This window comes from Verrucomicrobiota bacterium (assembly GCA_019247695.1).
In the GTDB taxonomy this organism is placed as follows: Bacteria; Verrucomicrobiota; Verrucomicrobiia; order Chthoniobacterales; family JAFAMB01; genus JAFBAP01.
This window is the reverse complement of sequence record JAFBAP010000156.1, coordinates 1-17,532: the sequence shown is the minus strand read 5'-3', so window position 1 is coordinate 17,532 and position 17,532 is coordinate 1. Positions and strand designations below refer to the sequence as shown.

General features: G+C 59.3%; 16 protein-coding genes and 1 other RNA gene. 6 read left to right on the top strand and 11 right to left on the bottom strand.

From position 1 onward, the window contains the following. Positions 1-10: 10 nt before the first annotated feature. From rplC to JO015_18065, 7 genes are all read right to left on the bottom strand, one after another. On the bottom strand, positions 11-664 hold the full coding sequence (gene rplC / locus JO015_18095) for a 50S ribosomal protein L3 (GenBank protein MBW0001008.1): 654 nt from the start codon (positions 662-664) through the stop codon (positions 11-13). 16 nt (positions 665-680) lie between these two features. Then, entirely contained in the window at positions 681-992 is a 312-nt protein-coding gene (rpsJ, locus tag JO015_18090) for a 30S ribosomal protein S10 (protein MBW0001007.1), read from the bottom strand. Positions 993-998: 6 nt separating this feature from the next. Then, positions 999-3,173 carry an elongation factor G gene (fusA, locus tag JO015_18085; GenBank protein ID MBW0001006.1) on the bottom strand — a complete coding sequence of 725 codons (2,175 nt, stop codon included), beginning with the start codon at positions 3,171-3,173 and terminating at the stop codon, positions 999-1,001. A 5-nt stretch (positions 3,174-3,178) separates the two neighbouring features. Further along, a complete protein-coding gene (rpsG, locus tag JO015_18080; GenBank protein MBW0001005.1) occupies positions 3,179-3,649 on the bottom strand; it encodes a 30S ribosomal protein S7 in 471 nt (156 codons plus the stop codon). Positions 3,650-3,654: 5 nt separating this feature from the next. After that, the gene (locus JO015_18075) at positions 3,655-4,089 is read right to left on the bottom strand and encodes a 30S ribosomal protein S12 (GenBank protein MBW0001004.1); all 435 of its coding nucleotides are present in this window, start codon (positions 4,087-4,089) and stop codon (positions 3,655-3,657) included. 246 nt (positions 4,090-4,335) lie between these two features. Beyond that, positions 4,336-4,773: RNase P RNA component class A (gene rnpB, locus JO015_18070), an RNA gene on the bottom strand. 409 nt (positions 4,774-5,182) lie between these two features. Then, positions 5,183-5,488: a 4a-hydroxytetrahydrobiopterin dehydratase gene (locus JO015_18065; GenBank protein MBW0001003.1), complete on the bottom strand. Its 306-nt coding sequence runs from the start codon at positions 5,486-5,488 to the stop codon at positions 5,183-5,185. Between the two features lie 160 nt (positions 5,489-5,648). On the opposite strand from JO015_18065, the gene cysK reads away from it, so the two are divergent. After that, positions 5,649-6,623: a cysteine synthase A gene (gene cysK / locus JO015_18060; protein ID MBW0001002.1), complete on the top strand. Its 975-nt coding sequence runs from the start codon at positions 5,649-5,651 to the stop codon at positions 6,621-6,623. Positions 6,624-6,644: 21 nt separating this feature from the next. Continuing rightward, on the top strand, positions 6,645-7,397 hold the full coding sequence (locus JO015_18055; GenBank protein MBW0001001.1) for a tetratricopeptide repeat protein: 753 nt from the start codon (positions 6,645-6,647) through the stop codon (positions 7,395-7,397). Between the two features lie 33 nt (positions 7,398-7,430). Here the strand turns inward: JO015_18055 and JO015_18050 are convergent, their stop codons facing one another. From JO015_18050 to JO015_18035, 4 genes are all read right to left on the bottom strand, one after another. Further along, positions 7,431-7,889: a DUF5069 domain-containing protein gene (locus JO015_18050; protein MBW0001000.1), complete on the bottom strand. Its 459-nt coding sequence runs from the start codon at positions 7,887-7,889 to the stop codon at positions 7,431-7,433. A 6-nt stretch (positions 7,890-7,895) separates the two neighbouring features. Continuing rightward, entirely contained in the window at positions 7,896-8,714 is an 819-nt protein-coding gene (locus tag JO015_18045; GenBank protein ID MBW0000999.1) for a polymer-forming cytoskeletal protein, read from the bottom strand. A 10-nt stretch (positions 8,715-8,724) separates the two neighbouring features. Then, a complete protein-coding gene (locus JO015_18040) occupies positions 8,725-9,150 on the bottom strand; it encodes a polymer-forming cytoskeletal protein (GenBank protein ID MBW0000998.1) in 426 nt (141 codons plus the stop codon). Positions 9,151-9,353: 203 nt separating this feature from the next. Beyond that, entirely contained in the window at positions 9,354-10,775 is a 1,422-nt protein-coding gene (locus JO015_18035) for an NAD(P)/FAD-dependent oxidoreductase (protein MBW0000997.1), read from the bottom strand. 219 nt (positions 10,776-10,994) lie between these two features. Between JO015_18035 and gyrB the strand changes: the two genes are divergently transcribed. From gyrB to JO015_18015, 4 genes are all read left to right on the top strand, one after another. Beyond that, the gene (gene gyrB / locus JO015_18030; protein ID MBW0000996.1) at positions 10,995-13,607 is read left to right on the top strand and encodes a DNA topoisomerase (ATP-hydrolyzing) subunit B; all 2,613 of its coding nucleotides are present in this window, start codon (positions 10,995-10,997) and stop codon (positions 13,605-13,607) included. Between the two features lie 9 nt (positions 13,608-13,616). Beyond that, complete coding sequence (gene gyrA, locus JO015_18025) at positions 13,617-16,214, top strand: DNA gyrase subunit A (GenBank protein MBW0000995.1); 2,598 nt, start codon at positions 13,617-13,619, stop codon at positions 16,212-16,214. Positions 16,215-16,433: 219 nt separating this feature from the next. Continuing rightward, positions 16,434-16,883 (top strand): hypothetical protein, encoded by a 450-nt coding sequence (locus tag JO015_18020; protein ID MBW0000994.1) that lies wholly within the window; start codon positions 16,434-16,436, stop codon positions 16,881-16,883. 22 nt (positions 16,884-16,905) lie between these two features. Then, on the top strand, positions 16,906-17,232 hold the full coding sequence (locus JO015_18015; GenBank protein ID MBW0000993.1) for a divalent-cation tolerance protein CutA: 327 nt from the start codon (positions 16,906-16,908) through the stop codon (positions 17,230-17,232). The last annotated feature ends 300 nt before the right edge of the window (positions 17,233-17,532 follow it).

Below are 17,532 nucleotides of genomic sequence, written 5' to 3'. Positions count from 1 at the left end.
GTGATTGTCGTTACTTGGCTGCCTGGCCGTTGACGGTTTTCTTCTTGGCCGGCCGCACCACGACGTAGCTGCCGTTTGCACCCGGCACGGCCCCGCAGACGAGAATGACGTTATCTTCCGGTCTGACCTGGACGATCCGGAGGTTCTGGACCGTGACGCGCTCGTCGCCCATGTGGCCGGGCATACCCATGTTTTTCCAGACCCGGCCCGGAGTCGAACGGTTGCCGATGGCACCGTTGCGGCGGTGCATTTTTGAGCCGTGCGCCGCCGGCTGGCCCGCGAAATGGTGCCGCTTCACGACGCCCTGGAAGCCTTTTCCTTTCGACCGGCCAATCACATCGACAAACTGCCCGGCTTCAAACTGGCTGACGGAGAGATCGATCTCTGCAGGGACCGCCTGGCCATCGGGCAACCGCAACTCACGGATGAGCTTTTTGGGTTCCACCCCGGCCTTTTTAAATTGTCCCAACACCGGCTTCGTGAGGCGGGACTCTTTCTGCGCGTCGTAACCGACCTGAACGGCGGAATAGCCGTTTTTTTCTTCGGTTTTAACCTGGATCAACGCGTTGGCCTCCGCCGCGATTACCGTCACCGGTGTGGCTTTGCCGTTGGCGTCGTAGACGCGCGTCATTCCGATTTTCTTTCCCAACAATCCGATAGCCATATCCGCGTTGACCCGATTAGATTTTGATGGCGATATCTACGCCCGCCGGCAAGTTCAGCTTGCGCAGTTCGTCGACGGTCTTCGCCGTAGGTTCAATGATGTCGAGCAGGCGCTTGTGAGTGCGCATCTCGAACTGGTCCATCGACTTTTTGTCCACGTGGGGCGACCGGTTGACGGTCCACTTTTCAATCTTGGTAGGAAGCGGAATCGGGCCGGCGACTTTGGCGCCGGTTCGTTTTGCCGTCTCCACGATTTCGACCGCTGACTGATCTAGCATCCGGTAGTCGAAACCTTTAAGCCGGATACGAATTCGCTGGCCGTTAGCCATTTTGTCTTAAGCTCCTTTCTGGTCCAGGACGGCCGCAACGATTTGGGCCGGGACCGGTTCAAAGTGCGACGGTTCCATCGAGTATGATGCGCGTCCTTTGGAGAGCGACCGGATAGCGGTCGCGTAACCGAACATTTCCGCCAGCGGCACCTCGGCGTGCACGACGGTCGCAAGGCCTTTGTTCTCCATGTTGAGGATACGGCCGCGCCGCCGGTTAAGGTCACCCATAATGTCGCCCTGGTATTCATCCGGGGTGACGCACTCGACCTTCATGATCGGTTCGAGCAGGATCGAGGTGCCCTTCCTGAAGGCATCCTTCATGGCGAAGATCGCCGCCAGCTTGAACGCCAATTCGTTCGAATCGACGTCGTGGTACGAGCCGTCCACGATGTCAACGTGCAGGTCGATGACCGGGTAGCCGCCGAGCACGCCGTTGAGCACGGCTTCTTCAATACCTTTGCGTACCGCGGGGATGTACTCACGCGGGATCACGCCGCCGACGATCTTGTTGTCAATCGACACGCCCTTGCCGCGCTCCTGCGGCACCACGTTTACGACCACGTGACCATACTGGCCGCGACCGCCGGATTGCTTGATGAGTTTGCCTTCGCCGACCGCGTTCCTGGTGATCGTTTCCCGGTACGCGATCTGCGGCTTGCCCGCATTGGCGTCAACCTTGAATTCCCGCAGCATGCGGTCACGAATGATTTCCAGATGCAGCTCTCCCATCCCGGCGATGATGGTCTGACCGGTATCCTCGTTGGTATAGACCCGGAACGTCGGATCCTCCTCAGCGAGGCGCTGGAGGGCGTTGGACATCTTTTCCTGGTCGAGCTTCGTTTTCGGCTCGATCGCCATGGAGATGACCGGATCAGGGAACGAAGGCGGCTCAAGCAGGATCGGGAAATCCTCATCGCACAGGGTGTCACCCGTGGTGATGTTCTTGATGCCTACGATGGCCGCGATGTCGCCCGAGTAACAAGTCTCGATGTCTTCGCGTTTGTCGGCCTGGATCTGGATCAGGCGGCTGATGCGCTCCCGCTTGCCGGTACGCGGGTTGTAAACCGTGTCGCCTTTGGAGAGTTTCCCGGAGTACACCCGGAAGAAGACCAGTTTACCGACGAACGGGTCGCTCCAGAGTTTGAAAGCCAAAGAGCAGAATCTACCGTTGTCATCCGTAACGGCTTCTTTCGGGACCTCCGAGTCGGGGTCGATACCTGCGGCCGGCGGAATGTCCAGCGGACCCGGCAGGTAATCGATGACGGCATCAACGAGGTATTGAACGCCTTTGTTCTTAAATGCGGAGCCGCCTGCGACCGGGACAAACTGGTTGGCGATCGTCAACCGGCGAATGCCGGCTTTGAGGTCCTTGGGCGTGATCGGTCTTTCTTCCAGGAACATGGTACCGACTTCGTCATCCAGGTTCGCAACCTGTTCGACCAGGTCATCGTACGCCTCGTCGATCATCGCCTTGTACTCGGCCGGCACGTCCTTCACTTCATAGGTGGAACCCAGGACATCGTTATCGGAATAGATGATCGCCTTTTTGTTGATGACGTCGAGCTGCCCGCGAAGGCGATCCTCGCTGCCGAGCGGAATAAGGACCGGCGCGGCGTTGGCGCCGAGTTTTTCCCGGATCTCTTTGACCACGTTGTCGAAGTTGGCCCCGACCCGGTCCATCTTGTTCACAAAACAAATGCGCGGGACCCGGTACTTATTGGCCTGCCGCCAGACGGTTTCCGTCTGGGGCTGGACACCGGCGACGCTGTCAAACACGAGGATGGCGCCATCCAGAACGCGCAGCGAACGTTCGACTTCGGCCGTAAAGTCGACGTGGCCGGGAGTATCGATGATGTTGACGCGCATCTTCTGGCTGTCGAACAGCTTGAAGACGCCTTCCTCTTTGCGCTGATTCCAGAAACAGGTGGTTGCGGCGGAAGTGATGGTGATGCCGCGCTCGCGCTCCTGCTCCATCCAGTCGGTGGTGGTGGTCCCTTCGTGCACCTCGCCGATCCGATGGATCATGCCGGTGTAAAAGAGGATCCGCTCCGTCAGGGTGGTCTTACCCGCGTCAATGTGCGCGCTGATACCGATATTGCGCGTACGCTCCAGAGGATAGGCGCGGTTCGGAGAGTTTGGGTTCGTCATGGCCGAAGCCTTTTCTAAAACGGTTGAGGGCATGAGAATTACCAACGGAAATGTGCAAAAGCACGGTTAGCCTGGGCCATCTTATGGGTGTCATCGCGCTTTTTGATCGCGGACCCTTGTCCTGTCGCCGCGTCCTTGATCTCGGCGGCCAAATTATCGGTCATGGTCCCGCGACGATTTTTGGCGAAAGTCACCAGCCAACGCATCGCGAGTGAGACCTGGCGGTCTGAGGAAACCTCGACCGGCACCTGGTACGTGGCGCCGCCGACGCGCCGGGACTTGACCTCCAGCCGCGGTTTGGCGTTATCGAGCGCCTTATGCAGAGTATCCAGCGGATCCACCGCGTCGGAACCTTCACGGCTTTTCTCAATGGCTTGATAGACGATTCGCTCAGCCAGAGACTTTTTCCCGGCACGCATGACCGTATCGATCAGGCGAGCCACCACCGGACTGCCGTAGCGGGCGTCCAGTTTTTCTTCCTTATGAATGACTCTGCGACGACGTGACATACAATTTACTTTTTGCCTCCCTTGGCGGCCGGTTTGCCGCCCTTCCCGGCGGCTTCAGCAGCCGCACCCCCCTTCGGACGTTTTGCACCGTACTTCGAACGGCTGCGGTGGCGGCCGTCCACCCCCAAGGCATCCAGGGTTCCCCGCACGATGTGGTAACGGACACCCGGCAAATCCTTCACCCGTCCCCCACGAACCAGCACGATGGAGTGTTCCTGAAGGTTATGTCCTTCGCCCGGGATGTAGGCGATCACCTCGTACCCGTTCGTCAACCGGACCTTGGCGACTTTCCGCAAGGCGGAATTTGGTTTCTTGGGCGTTCGCGTCATGACCTGCACGCAAACGCCGCGCCGCTGCGGGCAGTCGGCAAGAGCCGGTGATTTCGACTTCACCGTCATCTTTCTGCGTCCTTTTCTTACAAGCTGGTTGATCGTTGGCATCGGGATCTATCCGGTTACTCCCAGGGTAAAGGGATTAAAAAACCCCCCTGGCGCAAAAAACCTCTGTCTCGCCAGAAGCGGGGGAGCGTGGACTATATAGGTTTTCCTAGGGCACGCAAGGGATTTTTGGCACGTCCTGCACCTCCCATGCCGCCCGGAAGGACCGTTAAAATAGCACAAATTTTTTCGGTTGCACGGGTTGGCGCGCCGCCCGGCCAAAGCCGCCGGGGGGATACCCGGCGGCTTTGTTCGTGGCATAAGCCGAATTCTGTCCGGCACCAGCTCTCGCCGGCGCCGGGGCGGTCATTTATCTCGCGCCGGACGCTTCCCGTTCCGGCGCGCCGGCGGTGGGGGGTGAACCGGCCACCAGCCGATGCGACTATTACCCGAGGGTTCTCAGCAAAGCCGAGCGGGCAGGCAACCCAACCCTCTGTTTTGTCTTGCACCGCAGGGGTTTTTCAAGCGCCCATCCTCACGGATGGGCCGGTGGGCTCTTACCCCGCCTTTTCACCCTTACCCGGTCACCCTCTCGGGCAAACCGGGCGGTATCTTTTCTGTGACACTATCCGTCATCTCCCGGCTTATGCCGGAAATTGCCCGCCCTTTCGGGCGGCATGCCGCCTTATGGTGTTCGGACTTTCCTCTGCAGGAAAGCGTACGCTCCCGCAGCGACCGCCTGCCACGGAATGATCGCTCCAAATGAGCGGAGCGCAAATCAAATGCCAGGAGCAAATGCCACAAATGAGGGGGTGGCGGGTAACGGGTAACGGGTAACGGGTAACGGGTAACGGGTAACGGGTAACGGGTAACGGGTAACGGGTAACGGGTGCCGGGTGTCGGGTGTCGCGTCGAGTAAATGCTGCTGAGGGGTGACGTCGACGGCGCGTGCGCATGGCGGTGATTCCATAACCGGCGCTGAAGGACGGGCGGACGGCGTCGGGGCCTCCAATCCTTCCCGGCATTTCTTACTGGGCTGACGCGCGGCGCTCTCTACCGGGTACAACTTCGGCTTGTGGTCTTCCACCCGGCACCCGACACCCGTTACCCGTTACCCGCCACTTCTTCATTTGCGGCATTTTTCCGCTCCTGGCATTTATCCGGGCGTCTGGGTGAAGGGCTCTGCGGCCGCATCGAGCTTACGGGCGAGCGTAAAGTCCAGGTCCGTCAATCCCTGGGCCGAGTGCGTGGTAAGCACCAGGCGGACCTGGTTCCAACGGATATCGATGTCCGGGTGGTGATTCAGCGCTTCAGCTTCGGCCGCCACCTGGTTTATAAAACTGATGGCGGCCATAAAATCCTTGCACTTGACCGTTCGCTCAACGGCATCGCCGGCCAGGCGCCAGTTCGGAACCTCGTCCAATAACCGGGCCACGGTTTCTGCATTCAGAAGGGTTGCCATGAAGCGTAAATTGGACACGGTAAAGGGGTGCTGCAAGCCTTTGAAGGCGGTACGTGCGCCTGTTGTGACTTGAATGGAAGCACGTTTATCGTGTATGTAACCCCTCCCTTGCGTTGCTCAACGGCTTCCTACGATACTAATACACCGACACCGACCCGCCATGGCCACTCCCGGAAGATTTTACAACAACATCATTGAGACAGTGGGCCGCACCCCGCTCGTCAGGTTGAATCGAATTACGCAAGGCCTGGAGGCCATCATCGCGTTAAAATGCGAGTTTTTTAATCCGCTCGGAAGCGTGAAGGACCGGATCGGCATGGCGATGATCGATGCCGCCGAGCGGGATGGCATCATCAACCCCGACACCACGATTGTAGAGCCCACGAGCGGAAACACCGGCATTGCCCTTGCCTTTGTCTGTGCCGCCAAAGGGTACAAGCTGGTGCTGACTATGCCGGAAACGATGAGCCTGGAGCGGCGAACGCTTCTGGCCATGCTCGGCGCCAAGCTTATCCTGACGCCGGGAGCCGAGGGCATGAAGGGTGCGATTGCGCGGGCGGAGGACATATTGCGGTCCACGCCGAACTCGTGGATGCCGCAGCAGTTTGAGAATCCGGCCAACCCGGCCATTCACGCGCAAACCACGGCCGAAGAGATCTGGGCCGACACGGCCGGTGCGGCCGACATCCTCGTGTCCGCGGTGGGCACGGGCGGAACCATCACAGGTGTGGCCAGGGTGATCAAAGCACGGAAACCGGCTTTCCAGGCGATTGCGGTCGAACCGAAGGATTCAGCGGTAATCCGGCAAACGCTGCATCACGAACCCCTGAAGCCGGGTCCGCACAAGATCCAGGGGACCGGTGCCGGTTTTATCCCTGAAAACCTGGACCTCAAGGAGGTGGACGAGGTTATCACGGTGAGCAACGAAAGCGCTTTTGTGATGGCCCGGCGCCTGGCCAAGGAGGAGGGCATTCTTGCCGGCATCAGTTCCGGGGCCAACGTGCACGCCGCCATCGAAGTGGCGAAACGGCCGGAAAACCGCGGTAAACTCATCGTAACGGTCGCGTGTTCGACCGGGGAGCGCTATCTTAGCACGGCCTTGGCTGATGAAGCGCGGGCGGAAGTTGGCGGTTAATCAGGAAGTAAGTTGTGTCTTATGGCCATTCGCCCTGTTGTTGAACCTGCACCCTCATCGTTTGATCCGATCGTTTTCTGGTCGTTGCACCGGACGAAGATCGTTTATGGGTCGGTGGCAGCCGCATTGCTGTTGGTGATTGTCGGGATCGTGGCAGGTTATCGGGCGATCCAGACGAAGAACGCCGAGGCGGCTTTCGCCGCGGCCGAGGCCGACGGCGATTGGCAGTCTGTGATCAGCCATTACCCCGGTTCGACGGCAGCGGGCAATGCATACCTGCGGCTTGCCGCCAAATTGGCGGCTGACGGCAAGTACGCCGAATCGGACAGCGCTTACCAATCCTTTTTGCGTGACAATCACGACCATCCCCTGTTGGTGAACGGCTACATGGGGCTGGCGCAAAATGCCGAAAACCAAAAGAGTGCGGACCGGGCTCTCCAGGCTTATGGCCAGGTGGTCACGCGGTTCGGCACCTCTTACCTGGCGCCGCTGGCGCTGTTCCATCAGGCCCGCCTGACCCGGGGCAAAGGCCAGTTAAAGGAAGCGCGTGAACTCTTTGAAAAGGTGGTTCAGAATTATCCCGGAAGTTTTGTCACCCCCGTTGCGAGCCAGGCGGCAAGCGAGTTGAACGAAAAGTTGAACCCGCAACCGCCGGCCCCGGCGCCGCAAGCCGCCGCGTCTGCATCGGCATCTCCGGCGCCCGCGGCGAGCGCCTCACCGGCAGCCTCCGCACCGTCACCGGACGCTTCGCCCGCGGCGAGCCTGGCGCCGTAGTAGCCCTGGCCCGAAACGGCGCGCCTCAGGGCCTCAGCAGGATCCTCGCTCTTGTGCCCGGCGCGCCTCGAATTCCATCCTGCGCTCCTCGAAATCGATCAGATCAAAATAGGTCCGTACCCCGGAATTTTCAGATCCGCCGACGTGCCGCAGCAACTGGCTGAATCGCTCCCGTTTGTCCGGGCTGTCCGGCGCTTTGGCGATCATGGCTTGATTCCAGGCTTCAATTTCAGAAGGGGTATGATTTACGCCCTTTTTGCGCAGCCAGGCCAGGACCTGATCATCTGAGCCGAGGTTATCGACCGCAGCTTCGAACTCTTCACCGGCAACGCCAAGGAAAGCGAGGAGATGACGATCAAACCCGGACGTCTTGTAATTATATCCCAGCAGCAACCCCTGCCGATGCAGGCGCGCTTTGTCGATGAACCGGGGCAGGTGAACGTAACCGCCGAGCGTTGCGTAAGGGCTGCGGGGATAAATCTTCGAAGTCATGCGTGCTTATGCGGGTGCGAGGGAGAAACCGGTCCCGGGATCGGTACGTTCGCCCTGGCGGCGGGGTTGCTTGGCGGCCGCAGCCAGGTCGGCCTGCGCGGCTTCGACGTTGCCGATGGATAATTCGCCGAAGAATTCGCCCCCTTCGACGTTGAATCCGCGGGCGAAAACCGTACCCGTGAGGCGTCCGTCTTTCCGCACGATGACGGTACCCTCGGAAATGATGCGTGCCGACACGATCCCCTCGACATCAACCGTGCCGGCGCGGATCGGACGCACAAACTCGACCTCCGATTTGCGGTCGATGAGAAGCAGTTTGGCTTCGATCGCGCCGCTGATCTTGCCTTTCAGCCTGATCCTAACCTCGCCGCTGCAGATGAGGCTCCCGCGCATGAGTCCCTGGATCTCGGCAGAATCACAGATGACCCGATTACTATTCAGGTCACCTTTATGCGTGATGAACACCCGGCCGCGAGTACGGATGGACCGGCTGAAGTTGCCGACGATCTTATAATCCTGCAGATCGATGTAGGCACCACACTGGGGACAGATGGTCGAGGTAGCGCCTTTTGGAACTTCGCGTTTTCCCGTGCACTCGAAACAGTGGGCGATAACCGTTCGTTGGCCCCCGAGGACACCTTCCAGTTTCTGAAAAATGGAAACCGGCTTGGGCGCCTCCGCCTGCGGGGCTCCCGTCCTCGGACTTTTGCCAATCTGGATGTATCCGGTGCACTTGCGACAATAGGTCGATTTGGCAAGACTGGGCTCGAGCTGAATGTTACCGCAGTGAGGACATTGAACTTCTACCCGTCCTTTGGCAGCCACTCAGAACTCCTTAGCGGGGAGCGCCAACGCCAGCACCGACTTTCGGCGGCTCTTCCTTGGCCTGAATGGCTCCATGAGCTGCCAGGTCCTTGAGCGCATTCTTGTTCGGGGTAACTTCTGATTTGCCGACGAAGGTGGCCCCTTCTTCGATGATGAGGCGGGCGGCTTTCAGATCACCGATCAACTGGGATCGGGAACGAAGTTCGCAACGCTCCTGAACGGTGATATTGCCATGCACCTTGCCCATCACGATCACCGATTTTGCTTTCACTTCGCCGTTCACATCACCGTGCTCGCCCACTGTAAGAACCCCGTCACTGGACGAGATCTCGCCTTCGATGCGGCCATCAAACGTAAACTCGTTCGCAAACTTGATAGACCCTTTGATCTCGACATCGTTTGCCAGGTGATTCTTGGAGTGTGCATTATCTGCCATAACGGATTCTTGTTTAGTTACAGTTGGGACTTCCACGGCCTCCGGAGGCACAGGTTCTCCGGGTCCAGGGCCTTCAACTGAGGTTGGGTGGTCTGGCTTTTGGGGGATGAACTTCCGGAGCACGAGCGCAACTATGTCGGGGTGAAATAGACAAGTCAACGATATCTCCCCGCGGTTCGCATTTAGTTGCGTAACGGGAGAGGCTACCGGCCGGCGACGGCAGCCAACTCCTCAGCCGGGTACGTCCAGATCTCGCTTAAAGTAGGGTGGTAGTGCGGGATCACGGCCAGCTGCATGACGGTGGCCCGGAAGTACATCGCTACCACGATCTCATGGATGAGCTCCGACGCCTCGGGCCCGACCACGGCACCTCCGAGGATTTCACCGGTCGCCCCATGGCACACGAGTTTGACGAACCCTTCCGGCTCGCCGCGGATGAGCGCCTTGCCGTGGTCCGCGAACGGGTAGGTGGCCGTCCGGATAGGCACGCCCTGAGCGGCAGCCGCCTTTTCGGTCAGGCCGGCATACGCCACCTGCGGTTCGGAGAACATGACGAACAGCTGAAGCCGGTAATCGATCGCATGCAACGCCTCGTTGCGGAGGAGCCGTGCAGCGTTCTGAGCGGCAAGCACTCCCTGTTCGATTGCAACGTGGACGATCTCGAACGTACCCGTCACATCTCCCGCTGCGAAGATGTGCGGCTGCGACGTCTGCATCGTCGAGGTCACCCGGACGGCGCCGTTGCGGCTCTGCTCAATGCGTGCATGCTCGAGTTCCAAGCCGTCAACAGCCGGGTTACGGCCGAGCGCGTAAAGGATTTCTTCGCCTTCGGCGATGTGCGTCCGGTCTTTGTATTCGAAATGAACCTGGCGCGGCGAACCGGGCGTAACCTTCAGAAGCCGGGTGCCGCAAAAGATTTCCATGCCGCGCTGGCGATACGCGTGGACCAACGCCGCGGCCACATCAGCATCCGCCTCTTTCAGAACTTGAGGGCTGCGTTGAATGATGGTGACCTTGCTGCCAAACGCTTCGTAGTAGTGCGCCAATTCAAGCGCAATCGCGCCCCCGCCGAGCACCACCACCGATGCAGGCATGCGCGCGGACTCCAGAACGGAATCGCTCGTCAGAAAACCGGCTTCGGCCAGTCCCGGCAGATCAATCACATCGATGACCGATCCGGTTGAAATCAGGATGGTCTTCGCAAAAACCTGGCTCGTTTCCGGCACCGGTTCTCCCGCCGAGTCAAGGTGCTGGACCTCGATGCGGTTGGCATCCAGGAAACGGGCCCGCCCGCGCAGGAGCTTGAACCGGCCGGCGCGAAGCTGATGGGCGCGGTACCCCGCGAACTCACCGACCAACCGGCGTTTACGGGCCAGGATTTCGCCCGGCTCAAATCCGATCTTGCCGGTGCGTAGCCCGTAATCCTGCGCGCGCCGCAACGTCACAAACCGGTTGGCCGATTCGATGAAGGTTTTGCTCGGCATGCAACCGCGCAGGATGCAAAGGCCACCCACGTCTTTACCCCCCTCAATGCAGCAAGTCTTCAGGCCGAGTCGCCAGGCAATCGCGGCCGCGGCGTACCCGGCGCTCCCGCCACCGATGACGGCAAAGTCATAGGTTTTCATGGGCACCACCTTAGCGCGGATTGCGAGCCCTGGCCAGGGTCACGCTGGAGCGCGTATTTAGGGTTTGCAAAAGATTCGAACCCCAACATATTGGGGTGCGCTTAATCAACATCCTCAACTGCTGCCCAGGTCCGCACTTGCAAAGTACGGTTTTTCGGGATATTTTTCTTCCCTTAACGCGGTAGCATGCAGGCCTGTTTCTCAGGCCCTGTCTTGAATATGTCTGATATTTCGAATTACGGCGCAGCACAAATTGATAAACTTGAAGGGTTAGAGGCGGTCCGGAAACGCCCAGGGATGTACATCGGCGACCCGGACGAACGGGGGTTGCACCACTGCGTTTTCGAAGTTCTGGACAACTCGATTGACGAGCACCTTGCCGGTTTCTGCAGCCGCATTGAAGTCACGATCCATATCGACGGTTCCGTTTCGATCCGGGATAACGGCCGGGGCATCCCGGTGGAAATGCATCCGAAATTCCACATGCCGGCCATCGAACTGGTGCTGACCAACCTGCACGCCGGGGGTAAATTCGGCCAGGGCGCTTATAAATTCTCCGGTGGTTTACACGGCGTCGGCGCCAAGTGCGTCAACGCGCTCTCCGAGTGGTTCAAGGCTGAGGTCACGCGGGACGGCAAAGTTTATCACATCGCTTTTTCCCAGGGTAAAACCACCCGCAAACTTGAGGTCATCGGCGAGGTGCAGAATAAGCGGATCAGCGGCACGCTGATTACCTTTCTGCCTGATCCGGTGATTTTCACGATCACGACCGAGTTCAAGTTTGAGATCCTGGCCAACCGCATGCGGGAACTTGCCTTCCTGAATCGCGGCCTGGAGATCGTATTGACGGATGAGCGGGCGGATCCGGTCCGCAAAGAGTCGTTCTGTTACAAGGACGGCATCCGGCAGTACGTCAAGGCGCTCGGTGAGAACAAGCAACTCATCCACCCCGACCCGATCGTGATCAGCGGGATGCGTGAACTGCCGATGGATGATCAGGTCGAACTCAGCTACGTCGACGTGGTGCTCCAGTACACGGACGCCTATTCCGAGCAAATCCAGTGCTTCGCCAACTCCATTCCGAATGCGGACGGCGGCATGCACCTGGAAGGGCTCAAAACGGGGTTGACCAGTGCGATCAAGAATTATGCGCGCGCCAACAACCTTCTGAAAGATAAAGATCCGGACCTGACGGGCGACGATCTGCGTGAAGGGCTGGTTTGCGTGCTGAGCGTGAAGCTGACCAACCCGCGTTTCAGCTCCCAGACCAAAGGCAAGCTCGTCAACAACGAAATAAAGCCGGCGGTCCAATCGGTGACCTACGAAGGGCTGAGCCGGTTCTGTGAAGAAAACCCGGGCATCGCCAAAAAGATCATTGAGAAATGCCTGATGGCGGCCCGGGCGCGTGAAGCGGCCCGGAAGGCGCGCGAAGCGGTGCGCAAAACGGCCCTGACCGGGGGCGGTCTGCCGGGCAAACTGGCCGACTGTTCCGAGCGCGACGCGACCAGGACGGAACTTTACATCGTGGAAGGAGATTCCGCCGGCGGTTCAGCCAAGCAAGGACGCGACCGCCGGTTTCAAGCCATTCTGCCGATCCGGGGCAAGCTGCTCAACGTGGAGAAGGCGCGCCTGGATAAAGTCCTGCAGAACCAGGAAATCCAGACGATGATCACCGCGATCGGTACCGGCATCGGGGACGGCGACGCGGAAGGGTCTTTCAACCTGGCCAGGCTGCGTTACGGCCGCATCATCATCATGACCGATGCGGACGTCGACGGGTCACACATCCGGACGCTGTTGCTGACGTTTTTCTACCGGCAAATGCCTGAGCTGGTCCGGCGTGGCCATATTTATATTGCCCAGCCGCCTTTGTACCAGATCAAGCGGAAGAAGCGCGAGGAATACGTCGACGACGATTCCCAGCTGAACAAGATCCTGATTTCCCTGGGGGCCGAGGAGGTGCGCCTGCGGAATCTCAGTGACGGAAAGGAATTTTCGCGGGAACAGCTGATCGAGATTCTCGACCGGCTGGAAAAGCTGGCCAAGTTAAGCGAGGCCGTCCGGAAGCACGGGGGCGATTTTGAGGATTACCTGCGGCACCGGGACCCGGCGACGGGCGACTTGCCGCATTACATGGTCAAGGTCCGCGAGGGTAACACCGAGTACGTCCGCTACTTTCATGACGAATCGGCCCTGAAGGAATTTTCGAACCAGAACCCCGACCTTAATCTATACGAAGCGGAAATCGCTCCGGAACTGGACGGCGAGGAAGCAACTGTGGCCGACGGCGACGGTGCCGGTGCCGCTGCTGCGACCGACGCGGGTGAAACCAACGGGCAGCCTTCGGCTCGTAACGGGCAGGCCGGCGACAACGGATCGCTTTCCCCTCACCTCCGCCGGCGCGCTCGTCGGGTGGAGCTCCATGAATCGAATGCGATTCTGAAGATCATCCATGAACTGGACCATCGCGGCTTGCGGGTCGAGCACTACTCGGCCAGCGATCAGCCGATCTTCGAGTTGATCGAAGGCGAGGACGACCGGGCTGCCCTGACCTCGTTATTTTCCATCCCGCAGATCCTGAACAGCGTGAAAGAGATCGGCCGCCGCGGGGTACAGATCAAGCGGTTCAAGGGATTGGGCGAAATGAACGCGAAAGAACTTTTCGCGACCACCATGGACCCTGCCCACCGGAAGCTGCTGCGGGTCGATCTCAACGAGAACAATGCGGTCGAGGCCGACAAGATGTTCACCATCCTCATGGGTGACGTGGTCGAGCCGCGACGAGCCTTTATTGAGGACAACGCACTGAACGTGCGCAACCTCGATGTTTGACGAAAATCAATGCCTTTACACCCTAGCGAAAAGGTCGAGCCGGTAAACGTGGCCGAGGAGATGTCGAAGTCGTTCCTCGACTACTCGATGTCGGTCATCATCTCGCGGGCCTTGCCTGACGTCCGCGACGGCTTAAAACCGTCCCAGCGGCGCATCCTGTACGCCATGAACGATCTCGGGGTGCTCCCGAATCGAAAGCACATCAAGTGCGCCAAGATCGTCGGCGAAACGATGGGTAACTACCATCCGCACGGCGACATGGCCATTTACCCGACCCTGGTGCACATGGCCCAACCCTGGGCCATGCGCGAGACCCTGATTGAAGGCCAGGGCAATTTCGGCTCCATGGACGGTGACCCGCCGGCGTCGATGCGGTACACCGAAGCCCGTTTGACCCACCTTGGCTCCGTCCTCATGGAGGACATGGACAAGGACACCGTCGATTTCGTACCCAATTACGACGAAACCAGCCAGGAACCGGTGGTATTTCCGGCCGCGTTTCCGAACCTGCTCGTAAATGGCGGCACCGGGATCGCGGTGGGAATGGCGACCAACATCCCGCCGCATAACCTGAGCGAGGTGGTTGAGGGCGTCTGCGCGCTGATCGACAACCCGGACATCACGGTTGCAGAACTGCTGCAGCACATCAAAGGCCCCGATTTTCCCACGGGTTGCACCATTCATGGGACCGCCGGTATCCGGCAATACGCCGAACTGGGCCGCGGCAGCCTCAAAGTGCGCGGTAAAGCGGTCATTGAAGAGACCCCAAGCGGCCGCGAACAGATCCTGATTACCGAGATCCCCTTCAACGTCAACCGGGCGGAACTGATCAAACGGATTGCAGCGCTGATCCAGGAGAAGGTGATTACCGACCTCAGTGACGTCCGTGACCTTTCGGACGAGCACACCCGGATCGAACTGGAACTGAAACGGGACGCAAACGCCCGGGTTGTCCTGAACAACCTGTACAAGTACACGCCGATGGAGAGTTCCTTCGCCGTGAACATGCTGGCGATCGATCACGGGCGCCCGAAGCTGCTGTCGTTGAAGGAGGCGCTGCAGTGCTACGTGGAGCACCGGCGCGACGTGATTCTGCGGCGGACCCGTTACCTGCTCAGGCATGCCGAACAGCGCGCGGAAACCCTTGAAGCGTACCTCATCGCGCTGGCCAACCTCGACGATTTCATTGAGATCATCCGGAGCTCGGCCAGCCGGGAGGAAGCCAAAGTCAAGTTGCTGGCCTACGAATTCAGCCGGACGCAAGTCGAACAAATCGGCATCCGTATCCGGAGTGAAGCCCGCCTGGTCGACGGCCTTTACCTTTTCAGCCCGCTTCAAGCCGATCAGATCCTTGAATTGCGCCTTTACCAACTGACGGGACTCGAGCGCGAAAAGATCATCGGCGAGTACGGCGATCTCCTGGCCAAAATCGATGACCTGCTCGACATCCTGCAACGCGCCGACCGGGTAATGGCGATCATCAAGGATGAATTACGCAGGATCCAGCAGAAGTACGGGTCCGAGCGCGTGACGCAGATCATCCCTGACGAGGGCGAAATTGCGATCGAAGACCTTATCGTCAACGAGGGCTGTATCATCACCATCACCCACGGCGGGTATATCAAACGCACCGCCGTCAGCGAGTTCCGTTCGCAGCGGCGCGGCGGCCGGGGTGTGATCGGCATGGGTACCCGGGATGCCCAGATGGAAGGGGAACAAGGTGACTTCGTTGAACACCTGTTCTCAGCCAGCACGCATGATTCGCTCATGTTTTTCACCCAGAGCGGCCGTTGTTACGTCGAAAAGGTGTACGAGATCCCTGAAGGGTCCCGAGGGTCAAAAGGCCGGGCCATCGCCAACCTGCTTGAGTTGCGTGCCGACGAAAAGATCGCGGCGACCCTGCGCATCGAGGCAAAAGGTGAAAACGGCGACACCGAACGGGCGACCTGGGATCCCGGGCTGCACGTCATGTTCGCAACGCGCAAGGGCATCGTCAAAAAGACGAACCTGGCCGATTTTGCCAACGTGCGCAAAGGCGGCATCATCGCTATCCAGGTCGAGGAAGGCGATGAACTGATCGATGCGCTGCTGACCGACGGTTCCAACGAGGTCGTGCTGATCACCAAACACGGCATGAGCATCCGGTTCCACGAGGAAGACGCACGCGATATGGGCCGTAATGCCGTCGGCGTCTGGGGCATCCGGCCGGACGAAGATGATGAGGTGGTCGGTATCGCCAAAGCCGTGCAGGACGCAACCCTGCTGGTGGCGGGCGCCAACGGAATCGGCAAACGGACCGGCTTCGATGAGTACCGCCGGCAGAGCCGGGGCGGCAAAGGCATCATCACGATGAAAACCGGCGACCGGACCGGGGATGTTATCGGCGCCCTTACAGTGCATGATGACGACGAGATCATGCTGATCACCACCGGTGGCCAGATGGTCCGAATCGGCGTCGGCGAAATCCGTGAAGCCGGCCGTAACACCATGGGGGTCAAGCTGATCAACCTGATCGAGGGTGAACGCCTTCAGGATATCGCGCCCGTGGTCAGCCAAAAGGATGAAGAGGCGGCTGCGGCGGCCGATGAGGCCGATGCGGGCGCATAAGGCGTCGCGGCAGTCTCCAGCCCCGATCGATCCGGCAGCCCAAAGCGCCGTCCTGGCACGCTTGTCTGCCCGGGGCGGGATGACGCTTCTTAAACCAGGTTCAACCCGCGGGCGATTGCGCCATAATGTCGCAACTCCGGCCGTCAACTCTTTTCCTTTGTCCCGCCGTTTTACGGTTGCGGTGGGGCGTTTGCGTCTTAGACTTAGACCACTTCTCTTATGGGAAAGCGAAAGAGAAAAATTTCGGCCAAGAAATTTCCCCTTCAACGTTGTCTCGAGTTTTCCCATGAAGGCGAGTATTTCGACCTGAAAGCGTTATTCGATAAGGTAAACTCTGAGTACTTTGATGACGCGTTGAAGGGGTACAACATTACCTGGGGCCGTCGTCGAAAGTTGCCGCCCAAGGAATATTTCGTCTTCGGAACGATCCAGGAAGAGGATAAAATCATCCGGATCCACCCCCTTTTGGATGCACCTTTTGTTCCGACCTGGTTTCTCGAATACGTGATTTACCACGAGATGCTGCACGCGGTCGTGCCGGAGGAAATTGACGAGATGGGCCGCCGCAAGGTGCACACCGAGGAGTTTTACCGGCGGGAACGGTTGTTCCATTGTTTTCACCGGGCCCGGCGCTGGGAGGACGAAAACCTCGAACGTTTTCTGCGGTAATCAGATTGATCCAAGCCGTCGGATGGGCGAGCGCGTCTTTTTGCTTTACGTCACCTTCCCCGACCGAGTGACGGCGGAAGCCGGCGTCCGCTCAGCCGTAGAGCGGCGGCTGGCCGCGTGCGGTAACCTTGTGCCGGGTGTGCGGTCGATCTACCGCTGGAAAGGGGCGGTCGAGACCGCCGACGAAGTCCTCGTGCTTTTCAAGACGACCGAGGAGAATCTTGCGGCCGTCCGGCAGTGCATTCTGGATGCTCACCCCTACGAAGTTCCGGAGATCGTGGCCACGCCGATCGCGGAGGGTAACCCGGCTTACCTGGAGTGGGTCCGGGAAAGCTGCCGCCCCGAGTAGCTCACACGGCGAACACGGCGCATCCACAGAGAACACCGAAAGGATCATCCGCAGAACACGCAGATAAACGCAGATAAAGGCGGAACAGAGAAGAGGTCCACAGATTACACAGATTTACACAGATTAAGAGGACTTGGCGGCAACTCTAAGGCTGACACTCGCACCCACCCCCCACGATGCCACTCCGAACTCGGCACCCGACACTCCCCGCTTCCATTTGTGGCATTTTTCCGCTTGCAGCATTTGCGGCATTCTCTTCCGTCCCGAACTCTTTCCCGTCTTCCCGCCGTGGTCGCCGTG